At 66.8% G+C, this 16,636-nt stretch carries 16 protein-coding genes; 10 read left to right on the top strand and 6 right to left on the bottom strand.

The window, feature by feature from the left end; translation table 11 throughout:
- Complete coding sequence (gene ftsY / locus ACZ1G0_RS05790; RefSeq protein WP_472736079.1) at window positions 1-1,113, bottom strand: signal recognition particle-docking protein FtsY; 1,113 nt, start codon at window positions 1,111-1,113, stop codon at window positions 1-3.
- A 95-nt stretch (window positions 1,114-1,208) separates the two neighbouring features.
- Here ftsY and ACZ1G0_RS05785 point away from each other — a divergent pair, with 95 nt between their 5' ends.
- A complete protein-coding gene (locus tag ACZ1G0_RS05785) occupies window positions 1,209-2,075 on the top strand; it encodes a lytic transglycosylase domain-containing protein (protein WP_472736078.1) in 867 nt (288 codons plus the stop codon).
- Here the strand turns inward: ACZ1G0_RS05785 and ACZ1G0_RS05780 are convergent.
- A complete protein-coding gene (locus ACZ1G0_RS05780) occupies window positions 2,072-3,760 on the bottom strand; it encodes an NAD(P)H-dependent oxidoreductase subunit E (protein WP_472736077.1) in 1,689 nt (562 codons plus the stop codon). The genes ACZ1G0_RS05785 and ACZ1G0_RS05780 overlap by 4 nt on opposite strands.
- 155 nt (window positions 3,761-3,915) lie before the next feature.
- Between ACZ1G0_RS05780 and ACZ1G0_RS05775 the strand changes: the two genes are divergently transcribed.
- The 5 genes from ACZ1G0_RS05775 to ACZ1G0_RS05755 all read left to right on the top strand — a co-directional run bounded on the left by ACZ1G0_RS05775 (window position 3,916) and on the right by ACZ1G0_RS05755 (window position 8,054).
- The gene (locus ACZ1G0_RS05775) at window positions 3,916-4,959 is read left to right on the top strand and encodes an alkane 1-monooxygenase (RefSeq protein WP_472736076.1); all 1,044 of its coding nucleotides are present in this window, start codon (window positions 3,916-3,918) and stop codon (window positions 4,957-4,959) included.
- 54 nt (window positions 4,960-5,013) lie between these two features.
- A complete protein-coding gene (locus tag ACZ1G0_RS05770; RefSeq protein ID WP_472736075.1) occupies window positions 5,014-5,412 on the top strand; it encodes a hypothetical protein in 399 nt (132 codons plus the stop codon).
- 1 nt (window position 5,413) lies between these two features.
- Window positions 5,414-6,286, top strand: coding sequence for a PfkB family carbohydrate kinase (locus ACZ1G0_RS05765; protein WP_472736074.1), 873 nt, complete (start codon window positions 5,414-5,416; stop codon window positions 6,284-6,286).
- A gap of 41 nt (window positions 6,287-6,327) precedes the next feature.
- Window positions 6,328-7,245, top strand: coding sequence for a pseudouridine-5'-phosphate glycosidase (locus ACZ1G0_RS05760; protein ID WP_472736073.1), 918 nt, complete (start codon window positions 6,328-6,330; stop codon window positions 7,243-7,245).
- Between the two features lie 89 nt (window positions 7,246-7,334).
- A complete protein-coding gene (locus ACZ1G0_RS05755) occupies window positions 7,335-8,054 on the top strand; it encodes a DUF502 domain-containing protein (protein ID WP_472736072.1) in 720 nt (239 codons plus the stop codon).
- A gap of 25 nt (window positions 8,055-8,079) precedes the next feature.
- On the opposite strand, the gene xseA is transcribed toward ACZ1G0_RS05755, so the two are convergent.
- On the bottom strand, window positions 8,080-9,621 hold the full coding sequence (gene xseA, locus ACZ1G0_RS05750; protein ID WP_472736071.1) for an exodeoxyribonuclease VII large subunit: 1,542 nt from the start codon (window positions 9,619-9,621) through the stop codon (window positions 8,080-8,082).
- A gap of 79 nt (window positions 9,622-9,700) precedes the next feature.
- Between xseA and purD the strand changes: the two genes are divergently transcribed.
- Complete coding sequence (purD, locus tag ACZ1G0_RS05745; RefSeq protein WP_472736070.1) at window positions 9,701-10,969, top strand: phosphoribosylamine--glycine ligase; 1,269 nt, start codon at window positions 9,701-9,703, stop codon at window positions 10,967-10,969.
- 12 nt (window positions 10,970-10,981) lie between these two features.
- Window positions 10,982-11,746 (top strand): LamB/YcsF family protein, encoded by a 765-nt coding sequence (locus tag ACZ1G0_RS05740; RefSeq protein WP_472736069.1) that lies wholly within the window; start codon window positions 10,982-10,984, stop codon window positions 11,744-11,746.
- Between the two features lie 82 nt (window positions 11,747-11,828).
- Here ACZ1G0_RS05740 and ACZ1G0_RS05735 read toward each other — a convergent pair whose 3' ends face one another.
- Complete coding sequence (locus tag ACZ1G0_RS05735; protein ID WP_472736068.1) at window positions 11,829-13,079, bottom strand: aminotransferase class V-fold PLP-dependent enzyme; 1,251 nt, start codon at window positions 13,077-13,079, stop codon at window positions 11,829-11,831.
- A gap of 100 nt (window positions 13,080-13,179) precedes the next feature.
- Between ACZ1G0_RS05735 and ACZ1G0_RS05730 the strand changes: the two genes are divergently transcribed.
- Window positions 13,180-14,028, top strand: a complete 849-nt coding sequence (locus ACZ1G0_RS05730) for a hypothetical protein (RefSeq protein ID WP_472736067.1) — start codon at window positions 13,180-13,182, stop codon at window positions 14,026-14,028.
- Between the two features lie 21 nt (window positions 14,029-14,049).
- Here the strand turns inward: ACZ1G0_RS05730 and ACZ1G0_RS05725 are convergent, their stop codons facing one another.
- Window positions 14,050-14,319 (bottom strand): DUF2312 domain-containing protein, encoded by a 270-nt coding sequence (locus tag ACZ1G0_RS05725; protein ID WP_472736066.1) that lies wholly within the window; start codon window positions 14,317-14,319, stop codon window positions 14,050-14,052.
- A 97-nt stretch (window positions 14,320-14,416) separates the two neighbouring features.
- On the opposite strand from ACZ1G0_RS05725, the gene ACZ1G0_RS05720 reads away from it, so the two are divergent.
- A complete protein-coding gene (locus ACZ1G0_RS05720) occupies window positions 14,417-14,632 on the top strand; it encodes a hypothetical protein (RefSeq protein WP_472736065.1) in 216 nt (71 codons plus the stop codon).
- Here ACZ1G0_RS05720 and ACZ1G0_RS05715 read toward each other — a convergent pair.
- Window positions 14,629-16,596 (bottom strand): enoyl-CoA hydratase-related protein, encoded by a 1,968-nt coding sequence (locus tag ACZ1G0_RS05715; RefSeq protein ID WP_472736064.1) that lies wholly within the window; start codon window positions 16,594-16,596, stop codon window positions 14,629-14,631. The genes ACZ1G0_RS05720 and ACZ1G0_RS05715 overlap by 4 nt on opposite strands.
- Window positions 16,597-16,636: the final 40 nt, after the last annotated feature.

Below are 16,636 nucleotides of genomic sequence, written 5' to 3'. Positions count from 1 at the left end.
CTAGGACTCCACGCCGATCAGGGCGGCGGCGAAGTCTTCGGGGTCAAAGGGGGCCAGATCGTCGATCTGTTCGCCCACACCGATGGCATGGATGGGCAGGCCGAACTTGTCGGCCAGCGCCACCAGCACACCGCCGCGCGCGGTGCCGTCCAGCTTGGTCATGACCAAGCCCGACACATCCGCCAGTTTCTGGAAGGTGGCCACCTGTGACAGGGCGTTCTGGCCCGTGGTCGCATCCAGCACCAGCAGGGTGTTGTGGGGCGCACTGTCGTCCTTCTTGCGGATCACGCGGACGATCTTGGCCAGCTCCTCCATCAGGTCCTGACGGTTCTGCAAGCGCCCCGCGGTGTCGATCATCAACAGGTCCGCGCCCTGTTCTTCGGCCTGGGTCATGGCATCGAACGCCAGCGCTGCAGGGTCGGCCCCTTCGGGCGCGGTCAGGACGGGCACGCCCGCGCGGTCGCCCCAGACCTGCAACTGTTCCACAGCCGCCGCGCGAAAGGTGTCGCCCGCCGCGATCACCACCTTTTTGCCCGCGCCCTGAAACTGGCTGGCCAGTTTGCCGATGGTCGTGGTCTTGCCGGACCCGTTGACCCCCACAACCAGCACCACCTGCGGGCGCTTGGGATAGATCGGCAGGGGGCGGGCCACAGGTTCCATGATCCGCGCCACCTCGGCGGCCAGCAGCGCCTTGATCTCGGCGGTAGAGAGCTTCTTGCCCATGCGGCCCTCGGCCAGATTGGCGGTGACGCGCATGGCCGTGTCCACGCCCATGTCCGAGGTGATCAGCAGCTCTTCGAGTTGTTCCAGCATCTCGTCGTCAAGCGCGCGGCGCACCACCGTCGCCTCGCCCCCGCGCCCGATCAGGCGGCCCAGCAGGCCGGGCTTGGCGGGGGCCGGGTCCGATGTCCCCGTGGGGACAGTGTCTTGCGCCGTCCCCGTGGGGACAGTTGTTTCGGGCGTCCCCGTGGGGACAGTTGTTTCGGGCGTCCCCGTGGGGACGGGGGCCTCTGCCTCCGCCGTGCCGCCATCCTCGACGATGGCATCCAACCCCTCCTCCAATCTGGCGGAGCTTTTGAACATCTTGCTTTTCAGCTTATTGAAGAACGACATGGACGACCCTTTCCTTGCCCCCTCACCTAACCCCCCAGGGGCCGCTTTGGAAGGTGCGCATTGACAGACGCGCCGCCCTACCGCACCCATGACCCATGTGGCGTTTCTTGTTTCTGGTCCTGTGGGCCCTGCCCGCCGGGGCCCAGGACGGCCCCGGGCGGATGTGTTCGGAGGGGCGGTGGGCCCACACCCAATGCATCCGCGCCGCCCACTATGCCCATGACCTGTGCCACCAGATCGCCGCCGAGGCGCGGGTGCACGGGATCGACCCGCACTTCATGGCGCGGCTGTTGTGGCAGGAAAGCCGGTTTGACCCCAACGCCCTGTCCCTCGCCAATGCGCGCGGGGTGGCGCAGTTCATCGACAGCACCGCCGCCCTGCGCGGCCTGCGCGACAGCTACAACCCCGCCGAGGCGATCGAGAAATCGACCCAATATCTGGCCGAGATGACCGCCCGTTTCGGCAACCTCGGCTTCGCGGCCATCGGATACAACGGCGGTGAACGGCGCGCGCTGGCGTGGATCGACGGGTCCAACCGCCTGCCCACCGAGACGCGCAACTACGTGCAGATCATCACCGGGCTGACGGCACAGCAGTGGCGCGAGGCCCCCGACGCCGCCCCCGACCTGCGGCTGGACGGGGCGACCCCGTTCGTGCCCGCCTGCATCGCCATGGCCCGCACCCGCCGCGTCACCCCCCTGCGCGTCACACCGCCCGAGCCGCAGTTTGCCCCGTGGGGCGTGCAGGTGACCTACGGCACGTCGCCGGCCAATGCGCGGGCCAAGTTGGCCGCCTTGCCCCGCGCCTGCCGCCCCGTGGCGGTGGATTTCATCGCGCAAAAGGCGCGACGCAACCAGACCTACATCGCCGCGCGTCTACAGGCCACGAACCGGCGCACGGCGTCGGCCCTGTGTGGCCGCATCCGCGCGGCGGGGTGTCGGTGTGCGGTCTACCGAAACTAGGCGATTTCGTCCGGGAAATGCTTCATGGTCAGGCGGATCGGGTTCGGGGCCGCTTGCCCCAGCCCGCAGATCGAGGCGTCGACCATGGCCTGTGACAAATCCTCCAACAGGGTTTGATCCCAGGAGTCGGCCTGCATCAGCTTGACCGCCTTTTCGCAGCCCACCCGGCAGGGCGTGCACTGGCCACAGGATTCGGATTCGAAGAACCGCAGCATGTTCAGCGCCGCGTCCCGCGCCTTGTCCTGATCCGACAGAACCACCACCGCCGCCGAGCCGATGAACGACCCAAGCGGTTGCAGCGTGTCGAAATCCAGCGGCACGTCATTGATCGAGGCAGGCAACAGGCCCGAGGATGGCCCCCCGGGTTGATAGGCCTTGAACACATGCCCCGGTGCCATGCCCCCGGCGGCGGCGATGATGTCGGTGATGGTGGAGCCTGCGGGCAACAGATAGACCCCGGGGGCGGCCACGCGCCCCGAGACCGAATAGCTGCGCAGGCCTGTGCGGCCGTTCTTTTCCACCGATGACAGGATTTCGGGGCCTTCGCGCAGGATGCGTGTCACCCATTTCAGGGTCTCGATGTTGTGCACAAGGGTCGGGCGTCCGTGGATGCCGACCTGCGCCACAAAGGGCGGGCGGTGCCGGGGCAGACCACGCTTGCCCTCGATGGATTCGATCATCGCGGATTCCTCGCCGCAGATATAGGCCCCCGCGCCGCGGCGCAGGTCGATGTGGCCGGGGGCGACGATGCCCGCATCCTCCAGGGCCTTGATCTCGCGCGCAAGGATATCCAGCACGGCCGGGTATTCGTCGCGCATGTAGATGAAACAGGTCTCGGCCTCGACCGCCCAGGCGGCGATCAACATCCCTTCAAGAAACAGGTGCGGCGTGCGTTCCAGGTAGTAGCGGTCTTTGAAGGTGCCCGGCTCCCCCTCGTCGCCATTGACGGCCAGATAGCGGGGGCCGGGATTTGCGCGCACAAAGCCCCATTTCTTGCCCGATGGAAAGCCCGCACCGCCCAAGCCGCGCAAGCCCGAGGACAGGACCTGATCCTGCACGGCTTCCCAATCGCCGCCGTCCCGTAAATTTTGAAGTGTTTTGTAGCCGCCACTTTTACAGTAGTCCGCAAACCCTTCGTATTGCGGGGTTTTGTGGTGCGTGTCCCCGGCGGCAATTGCGGCCTCGACCTTGTCCACGGTGGCGTGGTCGATGTGGTTGTGCCCCAACTCCAGCGTCGGGGCCGTGTCGCAGCGGCCCATGCAGGGCGCGCGCAACACACGCACCTGCGCAGGGTCCAAGCCGTCTCGCAATGCGGCGAACAAGGCCTGCGATCCTGCAAGCTCGCACGACAGGGAATCGCACACCCGGATCGTCAGCGCCGGCGGCACCGGCGCGCCCTCGCGCACGGGGTCGAAATGGGCGTAAAAGGTCGCAACCTCCCACACTTCGGCCATGGACAGGCGCATCTCTTCGGCCAGCGCGCGCAGGTGGGCTGCGGACAGATGGCCATAGGCGTCCTGGATCAAGTGCAGGAATTCAATCAACAAATCCCGGCGGCGCGGACGGTCGCCCAGCAGGGCCTGCACCTCGGCCAGGGCGGCGTCGTCGTACTGGCGACCCTTGGGCGTCGCGCGCCCCTTGCCGCGCCCGGATTTCCAAACACCCTTTTTGTCGTCCAGCGCCATGGCACCCTCCTGTCGTGTTGGGGAAATCTTTACCCCTGTCGTTGCAGTTTGGTAGCGCGGCTGGACCCGCGACAACACGCGCAGAACGACCTTTTTTGTGCCATATTGGTCGGATACACGGCATGAAGGTTTAGGATAGGAAACGAGCGTAGATCATGAGCCGCGCATTTTTCACATTTCTGGGCGTGATCGGTCTGGCCCTGCTGTTGCTGCTGATGGCGGCCGCATCGGGCGGGCTGTGGGCGGCGGCGGCGCTGGCCTACATCACCCTTGGCATCGCGGCGCTGGACGAATTCACCGCCTTTGATCTGGCCGAAGACGGGCATGCGGCAGAGGCGCGCGTGCTGTCCACGGCCCTGGGCGGGGTGCATTTCGTCGTGCTGTTCGGCGCGGTCCTTGCCATCGCCTTCACCGATCACAGCCTGTTGGCCAAGGTCGCGCTGTTCTCGGCGGCGGGTCTTTATCTGGGACAGGTCAGTAATTCCAACGCGCACGAGCTGATCCACGCCCCGGACCGGTTGCGCCGCGGTCTGGGCCGCTGGAACTACATCACCCTGTTGTATGGCCACCACGCCACGGCCCACCCGGGCGTGCACCATGTTCATGTGGCGACCCCGCTGGACCCGAACTCTGCCCGCCTGAACGAGGGGTACTGGAAATTTCTGCCCCGCTGTTGGATCGGCGCGTGGCGGGCCGGGTTGGCATTGGAAAACAAACGGTTGCGGCACAAGGGCCTGTCCCCGTGGCACGACCAGAACCCCTATTACCAATATGTGGGCGGGGCGTTAGCCGCGATGCTGTTGGTGGCCCTGATCGCCGGTTGGACGGGGGTTTGGGTCTATCTCGCTTTGTGTTTCTTTGCCCAAAGCCAGTTGATCGTGTCCGACTACGTCCAGCACTACGGGTTGCGCCGCGCAGAGGTGGCCCCGGGCAAGTTTGAACCCCTTGGCCCGCAGCACAGTTGGGACGCACCGCATTGGGCGTCGTCAGCACTGATGCTGAACGCGCCGCGCCATGCAGACCATCACATGCACCCCTGCCGCGGGTTCGAGGCGTTGACCCTGCCCTCCGGCTCTCCCCGCCTGCCCCACCCGCTGCCCGTGATGGCCGTGCTGGCCCTGTGGCCCGGCCTGTGGCGGCGCGTGATGAAACCGCGCGCCCTTGCCGTGGCCGCGCAGCGCGTGCAGGCCGCCGAATAGGTCTGGCCACCGCCCGCGCACCTTGGCACATTGGGCCAAACGAAAGGTCCCTCCATGCGCGCCCTGATCCTTCTGCTGTGCCTTGCCGCCAGCCCCGCCACCGCCCAGCAAGCCGTCACCCCCGAAGAGTTCGAGCGTCTGTTCGCAGGCAAGACGGTCGAATTCACCCGCAACGGGCAACCCTTTGGCAAGGAACAGTATTTCGAGGATCGCCGGGTGATCTGGGCCTTCACCTCGGGTCAGTGCCAGTTCGGCATCTGGTTCCCCAATGACGACGGCCAGATCTGCTTTGCCTACGAAGGCCAGGACGGCAGCCAGTGCTGGGACGCCTACCGGGACGGCGCAAACCGCGTGACCGTCCGCCCCGAAGGCGCGGACCTGTCGCAAGAGTTGACCGCCGGCACCGTCACCGAGGATTTCATCGACTGCCCCCTGCCGGATGCGGGGGTCTGACATGGCCGACATCCTGTGCATCGGGTCCGTCCTGTGGGACATCATCGGCCGCTCCGGCTCGCACATGCGGCAGGGGTCCGACGTGCCCGGGCGGATCAAACGCATCCCCGGCGGCGTGGCCCTGAACATCGCCATGGCGCTAAAGGCCTACGGGATGCAGCCCAGCCTGCTGTCCGTGGTGGGCCGCGACGCCGAGGGGCAAGAGTTGATCGCCGCCTGCGCGCGCATGGGGTTGGGGATGGACCACCTCTACCGCTCCGACGATTTGCCCACGGATTGCTACATGGCGGTCGAGGGGGGCAACGGCCTGATCGCGGCCATCGCCGATGCCCACAGCCTGGAGGCGGCGGGCGAAAAGATCCTGCGCCCTTTGCGCGCGGGGGCGGCCCTGTCCGGATGGGACGGTCTGATCGCGCTGGACGGAAACCTGACCGAAGGGCTGTTGTCGGACATCGCCGCCGATCCCGATTTCGCCCGCGCGGATCTGCGCATCGCCCCCGCCTCGCCGGGCAAGGCCGAACGCCTGCGCCCATTTCTGACCCACTCGCGCGCCACGATCTACGTGAACCTCGAAGAGGCGAACCTGCTGTTGCACGCCGATCACCCGGACACCGAGGCGGCGGCCAGGGCGCTGGTGGCCCAAGGCCTGAACCGCGCCATTGTCACCGCCGGGTCCAAGGCCGCGACGGCAGCCACCCGCACCGCCGCCTGGACCCAAACCCCGCCCGAGGTGCTGGTGACCCGGATCACCGGGGCGGGCGACACCTTCATGGCCGCCCATATCGCAGCCGAGGCCGGCGGCGCAGACAATGCAACCGCGTTGGACCGGGCCTTGCAGGCAGCGGCGACCTACGTAAGCGGCGAGACCTATTGATCGCACGGGCGTGCAGTTATCGACCCAAGGAAGGACAAACCATGTTGAACGTCAAACCAAGTTCCGAGGTTGCACAGGCGCAGGCCGAGGGCCGCCCGATCGTCGCACTCGAATCCACCATCATCACCCATGGCATGCCCTACCCGCAAAACGTTGAAACCGCCCGCGCGGTCGAGGCTGAGGTGCGTGCAGCCGGGGCCGTGCCCGCGACCATGGCCGTGATGGGCGGCGCAATCCATGCGGGCTTGGAGGCCGCCGATCTGGACGCCCTGGCCCAGACGCAAAACGTCCGCAAGCTGAGCCGTGCGGATCTGGCGCAGTGCCTCGCCTCGGGCGAAACCGGGGCCACGACGGTCGCGGCCACCATGATTTGCGCCCGCGCCGCCGAGATCGAAGTCTTTGCCACGGGTGGCATCGGGGGCGTGCATCAGGGCGCAGAGCAGTCCTTTGACATCTCGGCCGACCTGACCGAACTGGCGCGCACTGCCGTCACCGTGGTGGGGGCCGGGGCCAAGGCGATCCTTGACCTGCCCAAAACCCTTGAGGTGCTGGAGACCCAGGGCGTGCCGGTGATCTGCTATCAATCCGACGATTTTCCGGCGTTCTGGTCGCGCAGCTCCGGCATGGCGGCGCCGATCCGGTCCGACACGGCCCTGCAGATCGCCCAAAGCCACCGCCTGCGCGGGGCCCTTGGCGTGACCGGCGGGCAGTTGGTCGCCAACCCCATCCCCGCAGAGGCAGAGATCGCGGCAGACACCCTCGCCCCCCTGATCGCCCAAGCCAACGCAGAGGCCGCCGCCCAAGGGATCGCCGGCAAAGAGGTGACGCCCTTCATCCTGGCGCGCCTGTTCGAGTTGACGCAAGGGGCCAGCCTGACCGCCAACATTGCCCTCGTTTTGAACAACGCCCGGTTGGCCGCTGAAATCGCAGGCGCCCTGGTGCACCTGCCGCGCACCTAGGCCCCCGCGCCCCCCGGCACGTTGCTTGTCACCTTGTGCACACCTTGTGCGGGGGCTACATGCTAGGCACCCAACCGAAGTAGACCCCGATGCAATTGCCCGACGATCCCGCGCCCAAGATGCCCCGAACCGGGTTGTTCACCCGCCTGCGCAACAACTTTCTGACGGGGTTGATCGTGATCGCGCCCATTGGGCTGACGGTGTGGCTGATCTGGACCGTGGTGGGCTGGATCGACGGGGTGGTCTGGCCTTTCGTGCCTGGGGCCTATCACCCGGATGAATTGATCAACCAGATCGCCCAACGCATGGGCTACGTGGAGCGGATCGAGGTCAACGTGCGCGGTGTGGGGGTGGTCGTCTTCATCGTCTTCGCCATCCTCGTGGGCTGGATCGCCAAGGGGCTGATCGGGCGGTCCCTGATTTCATGGGCCGAAAGTGTGGTGCTGTCCGTGCCCGTCGTCCGGTCCGTCTATGGCGGTGTCAAACAGATCGCCGAGACGATCTTTCAGCAGACAGAGACCAGTTTCGACAAGGCCTGTCTGGTGGAATACCCCCGGCGCGGGATTTGGGCGATTGCCTTCATCTCGACCAACGCCAAGGGCGAAATCGCAGCCAAAGCGCCCGAGGATATGGTGTCGGTCTTTCTGCCCACCACGCCGAACCCCACATCCGGGTTCTTGCTGTTCGTTCCGGAACAGGATGTGAAAATTCTCGACATGACTGTGGAGGATGCCGCGAAACTGGTGATCTCTGCGGGGTTGGTCTATCCCAACGGGCAAGGCGGCGTGACCGAGGGTCCGGGCCGGTAGGGCGGGACTTGTCCCGCCGCCCCATTCAGAACAGCGACCCCTGATCATCATCGGACGGCGCGGATTTGCCGCGTCTGGGTGCGGTGTTGACCTTGTGCCGCCCGTCCTTGAACTGGATCTCCAAGGCCGCGGCCCCCTTCGCCCCCGCCTTGTCCGTGATCAGCTCCGCCCCGTCCCAGACAACCGCATAGCCCCGTTTCAGGGTTTCTTCGTACCCAAGGGATCGGTGCAGCCGCCCCAGGGTGTCCAGCCGCGCGGCCACCTTGGCCAGACGCGTGCGGGCCCCGGTGGACAGGCGCAGGGACAGGCCCTCAAGACGGGTCTGACCGCCCCGCGTCGCGCGCTGGATCGGGGCCGCCGACAGCCGATCCGCACGGCCCGCCAGACGTTCGCGGGCCTGCATCAACCGACGCTCGGGCGCTTGTTGCAAGCGCGCTGACAGGGCCGCAAGGCGATCCGCATGCCGCCCGGTCTGGCCCCGCAGCCCTGACGGGGTCAGGCGGGCGCTGGCCCTGTCCAGTCGGGTGCGCTTGACCTCTACGGCGCGGCGCAGGGCCGCATCCAGCCCATCGGCGCGCAGGTCAAACCGTTGCCGGGCGGGGCTCACCAACACTTCGGGCCGGGGCAGCCCCCGCGCCAGATCCGTTAGCCGCTGCTTACGGTAGGCCAGCCCCCCGCGCAGCCCTTGATCCAGACGGCGCGCGAAATTGTCCACCGCCCCGATCAGGTCCAGCCGCACGGGCACCGCCATTTCGGCGGCGGCTGTGGGGGTGGGTGCACGTCGGTCGCTGACAAAGTCGATCAGGGTCGTATCCGTCTCGTGCCCCACGGCTGAGATCAGGGGAATGCGACTGTCAGCGGCGGCGCGGGCGACGATTTCCTCGTTGAAGCCCCACAGATCCTCCATCGACCCGCCGCCCCGCGCCACGATCAGAACGTCCGGCACGGGATAGCCCGCAGGCAGGGTGTTGAACCCTCGGATCGCATTGGCCACCTCGGGCGCGCAGGATTTGCCCTGCACCGCCACGGGCCAGACCAGCACATGGCGCGGAAAGCGGTCGCGCAGGCGGTGCAGGATATCGCGGATCACTGCCCCAGAGGGTGACGTGATCACCCCCACGACACCAGGCAGATAGGGCAAGGGCCGCTTGCGTGCCGCATCGAACAACCCCTCGGCGGCCAGCTGTTTCTTGCGCTTCTCCAGCATGGCCATCAGGGCACCGGCGCCCGCGACCTCCATGGTGTCGACGTTCATATTGTACTTGGATTGCGCGCCAAAGGCAGACAGGCGGCCTGTGACGATGACCTCCATGCCCTCTTCCGGCTCCACGCCCAAGGACGCGACCTGCCCCCGCCATGTGTTGCAGGCGACCACGTTCTTGTCGTCCTTGATGTCGTAGTACAGGTGGCCAGAGCGGGCCTTGAACACGCGCCCCACCTCACCCCGCACGCGGACGCGGGCAAACTCTCCCTCCAAGGTACGTTTGATCGCGTTCGACAGTTCCGAGACCGAAAATTCCGGCAGATTGCCGCCCGGGGCCGGTAGATCGTCGTCCAACAGGTCCATTGCACCCTCCAGCGGTGAAAAAACACTTTTCCCCAATCGACCACGCCCCTACACCCATCGCAAGACGAAAGGGACGCCTATGAACATCTTGATCCTTGGCTCTGGCGGGCGCGAACATGCCCTTGCCTGGGCGGTGAAACAGAACCCCAAGTGCGACCGCCTGATCGTGGCACCGGGCAACGCGGGCACAGCGGCGATTGCGTGGAATGCGGACCTCGATATCATGGATGGCGCGGCGGTGGTGGAATTTGCCGTGGAAAACGCCGTGGATTTCGTGATCGTCGGGCCAGAGGCGCCCCTCACCGTGGGCGTGGCCGATGACCTGCGCGCCGCCGGGATTGCCACCTTTGGCCCCAGCCAGGGGGCCGCCCAGCTAGAGGCCTCCAAGGCGTTTACCAAGGAAATCTGCGAAGCTGCCGGCGCGCCTACGGCCACCTATGCCCGGTTCACTGACGCCGCCCTGGCCCGGGATTACGTGCGCGCCCAAGGGGCCCCCATCGTGGTCAAGGCCGACGGTCTGGCTGCAGGCAAGGGCGTGATCGTCGCCATGGATGAGGCCGAGGCGCTGGCCGCCGTAGACGACATCTTTGGCGGGGCCTTCGGGTCCGCCGGGGCCGAGGTGGTGATCGAAGCGTTCCTGACTGGCGAAGAGGCGTCCTTCTTCGTGCTGGTGGATGGCGAAGACCTGATGCCCCTTGGCACCGCCCAGGACCACAAGCGCGTGGGCGAGGGCGACACCGGACCCAACACTGGCGGCATGGGGGCCTATTCCCCCGCCCCGGTGATGACCGACGCCATGGTGCAGGCCACCCTGGACCAGATCATCCGACCCACCATGGCCGAAATGGCCCGGCGCGGCACGCCCTACCAAGGGGTCCTGTTCGCGGGGCTGATGATCGAAGGGGGCCAGCCCAGCCTGATCGAATACAACGTGCGCTTTGGCGATCCCGAATGTCAGTGCCTGATGATGCGTCTGGGGGGCCAAGCGCTGGACGTGATGCTGGCCTGTGCCGAGGGGCGGCTAGCCCAAGCGCAGGTGAACTGGGCCGACGATCATGTGATGACGGTGGTGATGGCGGCCCAGGGCTATCCGGGGGCTTATGAAAAAGGCAGCGTGATCGGGAGCCTAGACGCCCTGCCCGAGGACAGCCAGCACATGGTGTTTCACGCAGGCACCACCGCCCGGGAAGGGGCGATCACCGCCACGGGGGGCCGCGTGCTGGCCGTCACCGGGCGAGGCGACACCTTGGAACAGGCCCACGCCCGCGCCTACGGCATGGTCGATAGGCTCGATTGGCCCCAAGGGTTCTGCCGCCGTGACATCGGCTGGCGCGCCCTCAAGACATAAGGGGCGGGCGGCATGAAATCAGTGGACCTGAATGCTGACCTCGGCGAAAGCTTTGGCCACTGGCCCATGGGCCGGGATGCAGAGATCATGCAGGTGATCACCTCGGCCAACATGGCCTGCGGGTTTCATGCAGGCGACCCAAGCGTCATGGTCGAAACGGTGCGGCAGGCCAAGGCCGCCGGTGTCGGGATCGGCGCGCACCCAGGGTTCGCGGACCTACAGGGCTTTGGCCGCCGCCGTATCCAGATGAGCGCGGCGGACGTCACCGCCATGGTCATGTATCAGGTGGCCGCGGCCCAAGGCATCGCCCGCGCCCAAGGCATGGACCTGACTCATGTGAAACTGCATGGGGCCCTCGCCAACATGGCGTCGGAGGACGAGGCGCTGGCCCGCGCGGCCTACACCGGGGCCAGCGCTGTGGCCCCCGGTGTCCCCATGATGGTCATCGCCCTAACTGCCCAACAGCGCGCGGCGGCATCCATGGGTTTGCCCTTTGTGGCCGAAATCTTTGCCGATCGCGCCTACAACCCGGACGCAACCCTTGTAGACCGCAGCCAGCCCGGCGCGGTGATCCACGACCCCCAAACCGCCGCCGCCCGCATGGTGGCCTTTGTCCAGGACGGGGCCATCACCGCCCACGACGGCACCCGCCTGCCCTGCCAGATCGACACGATCTGTTGCCATGGCGACACCGCCGAGGCCGTCGAGATCGCCCGCATCACCCGCAAGGGCTTGGAAACCGCAGGCATCCCAACCCGGGCGTTCACGGGTCATTAAGGTTAACGCCCCCGCCCTCATTGTTCCCTAAATACCCTCGGGGGAGGCGCGCCGCGCCGGAGGCAGCGCCCCCAACCCTGCCTCAATCAGGGGCGACCTCGGCCATGGCGGTCAGGAACGCCGCCACTTCGGCCATGGAATTGTAATGCGCCATGGACACGCGCACGCAGGCCTCCATCCCCAAGGGCCGCAGCACGTTGCCCGAATAGTGATCCGCCTTGCGCACGTGGGTCCGTACGCCGCGCGCGTTCAGCCCGGCCACGATGTCCTCGGCCCCGATGCTGTGAAGGGCAAAGCTGACCAACCCCTCGCGCGCAGTGTTTTGCACGCCCCCAAGGATGGTCACACCGGGATAATCCGCCAACCCGCGCAGGTTGCCGACCCCGTGCAGCATGGCATCGGTCAGGGCGGTCTCATGGTCATGGATCGCAACACCTGCCGCCTCGATCCGGGCGCGTGCGTCCGGGGCGTCGGACACCTGCCCGCCCAGCCAATCGAAATAGGCCACGACATCGGAAAAGGTCGCGTAGGCGCCAGCGTCCCGCGTGCCCAGCTCCCACGCGTGCTCTGGCCCGTCCAGCAGGGCGTCACGGGGCATGGCGGCCAGCGCGTCGGACATCCAGGCGATGCCATAGCCGTGGCGGGAAAACACCTTGTAGGGTGACACAACATAGCCATCCACACCCGCCGCCGCGATATCCATCCCGCCGTGGCAGGCGTGTTGGATGCCGTCAATGATGACCAGCGCCCCGGGGGCGACGGCGCGCACAGCGGCCACGACACCTGCGATATCCACGGACATGCCGGTCACGGGCGAAGTGTGGACGCAGGTGACCACGGCTGTGTCCGGCGTCACGGCGGCGGCAAAGGCTGCGGGGCTGACCGTGCCTGTCTCATCGTCGTGGGGCACCAAGATGTGGTCCCGCCCACTGACCTCGGCCCATTTGGCCGCGGCTGACCGGGTCGCGGGATGCTCCAACGTGGTGCCCAACACCGGCCCCGCTGCTGCCCCCATGCAGGCGGCGCGCACGAGGCGAAAGATCAACTCGGTCCCGGATTCGCCCACGATCACCTGCCCGCTGTCCGGCGCGCCCAACAACAGTCGGGCGTCCGTTCGGCCCTTGGCGATCACATCCATCAACCCTTGGCCGGCCGCATTGGCCCGGCCCGCGTTGTCTGGAATGGCGGCGTAAAGGCCCGAGGTCTCTACCACCGATTTCAGGGTCAGCGCCCCGCCCGCGTTCTCGAAAAACACCCGAGGCCCCGAAAACGGGCAGGCCTCCACATGGGCAAAGCGGTCGCGGATCTGGGTCAAAAGCGTGTCGTTTATCATGGCGGCAGTTGGCCGTGCCGCGCCCGTGCCGTCAAGCCTGTGATTGCAGTTTACCCCGCCCCCGGACCGGGGTAGTCTGGACGCAACCAAAGAGGGTTCCATGGAAATTGCCATTCACCTAGGCGTGCATTGCACCGATGACGACAAGCTGCTGCGCTGTTTGCTGAAGAACCGCGATGCCCTGCTGGCCGAGGGGATCTCGGTTCCCGGTCCGTCCCGTTATCGACCCCTGATCCGCGAGACGTTGCAGCGCCTGCGCGGCCAACCCGCCGGGACCGAGGCGCAGGACGTGCTGCTGGATGCAATTGTCGAGGGCGAGGGCGTGGGCCGCCTGATCCTGTCCAACGACCAATTCATGGGCACCTATGGCAAGGTCGTCTACAACAACATGATCTATCCCCAAGCGGGGGAGCGTTTGCGCGCCATGCGCAGCCTGTTCCCGGATCATCAGGTCGAGTTTCATCTGGGCTTGCGCGACCTGGCCACCTTCCTGCCCGCCTGTTTTCACGCCAGCCGGGTCGAGGACTTCAAGGACTTCATGGGCGTCTGCGACCTGCGTCAGGTCAGCTGGGCCAGCCTGATCACCCGGATGCGCGCCGCCGTGCCGGATGCCGAAGTGGTGATCTGGGCCAACGAAGACACGCCTATGATCTGGCCGGATATTCTGGCCGAGGTTGCGGGCCATTCCGAGGGCCTTTCCCTGCAGGGCACCGAGGATATTCTGCAATCCATCATGGTGCCCAACGGGTTCAAACGGATGATGGATTGGCTTGCCAAACACCCCCGCCGACGCCGAAACCCGACGCAAGGCGATCACGGCGTTCTTGGACAAATACGTGGACGAAGCGGCATTGGACGAGGATATCGCCCTGCCCGGTTGGACCGACAAGGTCGTCGAATTCCTGTCGGGCAATTACGACGCCGACCTAGAGGCCTGCGCCGCAATTGAAGGTGTGACCCTGATCGAGGCCTAGCGCATGCCAAGCGCCTCTTTGTACATGTCCAGCACCGCCTCTTCCTCGGCGATGTCGTCAGGTTCGCGTTTGCGCAGGGCGATGACCTTGCGCATCACCTTGGTGTCGTAGCCGCGGCCCTTGGCCTCTGCCATGACTTCCTTCTGCTGCTCGGCGATGTCTTTCTTTTCCTGATCCAGACGTTCGATCCGCTCGATAAACTGGCGCAGTTCGTCGGCGGTCACGCGATAGCTGTCTGGTGTCGCGTTGGGCGTTTCATCGGACATGGGGCTCTCCTGCTCTTGGGACCCATGGCGTAGCCCGGGGCGACCGCTTGCGCAACGGCGATTTCACCGCTAGCCCTTGCGAAACAGGAGGTGCGACATGGAATGGTTGGTGTGGATCGGTGCGGGTTTGACCCTGATGGGCCTGTTGGGTTTGGGATGGTGCGTCCTGATCGCCATGCGGGCCAAACGCGACGGGCTGGAGGGTGAGGCCATGCAGGACCGGTTGCGCGGCGTCGTGGCCCTGAACTTGGGCGCGCTGATGGTGTCGGCCATCGGATTGATGATGGTCGTGATCGGGGTCTTTCTGGGCTAGGGCGTGCCGCGTTCCAGATGGTCGGACATCTGCGCCACGGCGTCTTGCAGGGCCTGTGCCGGTGCCCAGAACAGGACGTCGTCGGTGCCATAGGTCCACACCCTGGTCAGAACCATGCCCAGCCCCTCGGCCTGTGCCGCATGGATCGGGCCGCCCCATGTTTGCGGCAGGCCCAGGTGTTCCGTGGCAGCGTGGTCCAGATCGCTGGCCCGGTGCACGCCCCCCTGCCCCAGGATCGCGGCAGCTGTGTTTTGCAGGGCTGTCAGGCAGTAGGTCACGATATCGGCGTCGCTGATCACGCGGGGTGCGATGCCCCGGGCGGCGCGCAGTTCCTGCAGGCGCGCGGTGGCGGACGGGCTGGCCCCCAGTTGACTGTCCCCATCCCAGACGTAGAACCCGTGCCCCGTGGACTGCCCCTCGAACCCTTCGGCCACAAGTGCCTTGGTCAAGCCGACGCGCCGCGCGCCGAGCTGGCCAAGACGGTTCGCCAATTCCAAGCCGTGTGACAGGCCCAAGCGGTCAAGGCGCGTATAAGGCCCCTCGGTCACGCCAAAGGCCACAAGGGCCGCGTCGATCTGCGCCGGGTCCGCGCCTGCCTCCATCAGATGATCGGCGGCGGTGAACCAAGCCAGTTCCAAACGGTCCAGCACCGACGGCTGGCCCGGCGGGATCAGCACAACCTGCTGGGATAAGCGCCGGGCGCAGGCCAGTACGGTGGCCAAGGGGGCGTCGCCGGTCTCGGTGCCCGGGCAAACCTCCCACAAGGGCGCGGCTTGGGACATGCCGTGCACCGCCAGGGCGTTTGTCCCCATGGGGACACCGGTGACAACCGCGCCGCCGGGCTTGACCGGGGCGGCCTGCGCGTCGTCTGTCACGATCACCTCGGCGTGGGCCATGGCCGCCGGATCTTGCGAGCCGGACAGCAACACCAGACAGGCATCGCGCATCTGGTCGCTCAGGCCCGCCGCATCCACGCCGTCGCGGATCGCGGACAGGGTGCGGGACAGCCCCTCGGCCGTGGCGTCGTGGATGGTCACGGCAATTCCGGCGCGCAAAGCGCTGACGGCCAAGGGGACGCTGGCCAATCCGTTCCCAAGGCCAAGGCTGTCGAACGGGGCGACATCCACGGGCGCAGCAGGCTGCGCGGCGCGCCGACGGGCTACGAACAGATGGCGCAGGGCCGCGGCATGGGGGTGGGCGTGACATTCGGCGGCCAGGCGTGCCTCTGCGTCGAATCCATCGGCAACCTCCCCGCGCAACGCCACCTCGACGCAAGTGATCAGCGCCTCGGGCGCGGGTGTGGCGGCCTGCGCGGCATTGGCGCGGGCCTCGGTGAGGGCGGCTTGGTCCTGATCCCGGCGGTGGATCGCATCGGTCCGCCGGCGCGTGGGGCGCGGGGACAGCCCGTGGGCCAAGGTCACCGCCCGGGCCAGAAGTTTGTCTTCGGCAATCGCATCCACAAGGCCCGCGTCGCGCGCTGCCTCGGCCCCCATGATCCGGCCAGACAGCAACATGGACAGGGCCGCCGCACCGCCCACGACGCGGGGCAAACGCTGCGTGCCGCCCGCGTAGGGGATGCCGCCCAACCGCACATCCGGATAGCCCATCCGCGCGGTCGGGGCCGCTACGCGGGCGTGACACGCCAGTGCCAGATCCAAGCCCGCCGACACAGTCACGCCGTGCATCACCGCGACCGACGGTTTGTCCGCATCCTCCAGTTTCAGGCACAGGTCCCCAAGGCTGGGCCCCCCGTCCTCGTCCGTGATCGTCAACGGCAGGTCAGATGCGAGGCCGCGCCCACGCCCCATCAAGACCAGCGCCCCGATGGCCGGATCGGCCAACACGTGGTCCAAGCGCCGGTCCAAAGCACGGCGCATACGCAGGGTCAGCGTATTGTAGGGGGGATCGTTCAGGGTCAGGACCGCGACCGACCCCGCCCGTGTGATCTGTACCAGATCCGCCATGCCGTTTACCCCCAGCCTTGTTCTGGCCCGCAGTGTGGCC

The sequence above is a fragment of the Thalassobacter sp. HA4-2 genome (genome assembly GCF_055693705.1).
Note: the sequence above shows the minus strand (reverse complement) of the source record. Positions and strands in the feature narration are given on the sequence as shown.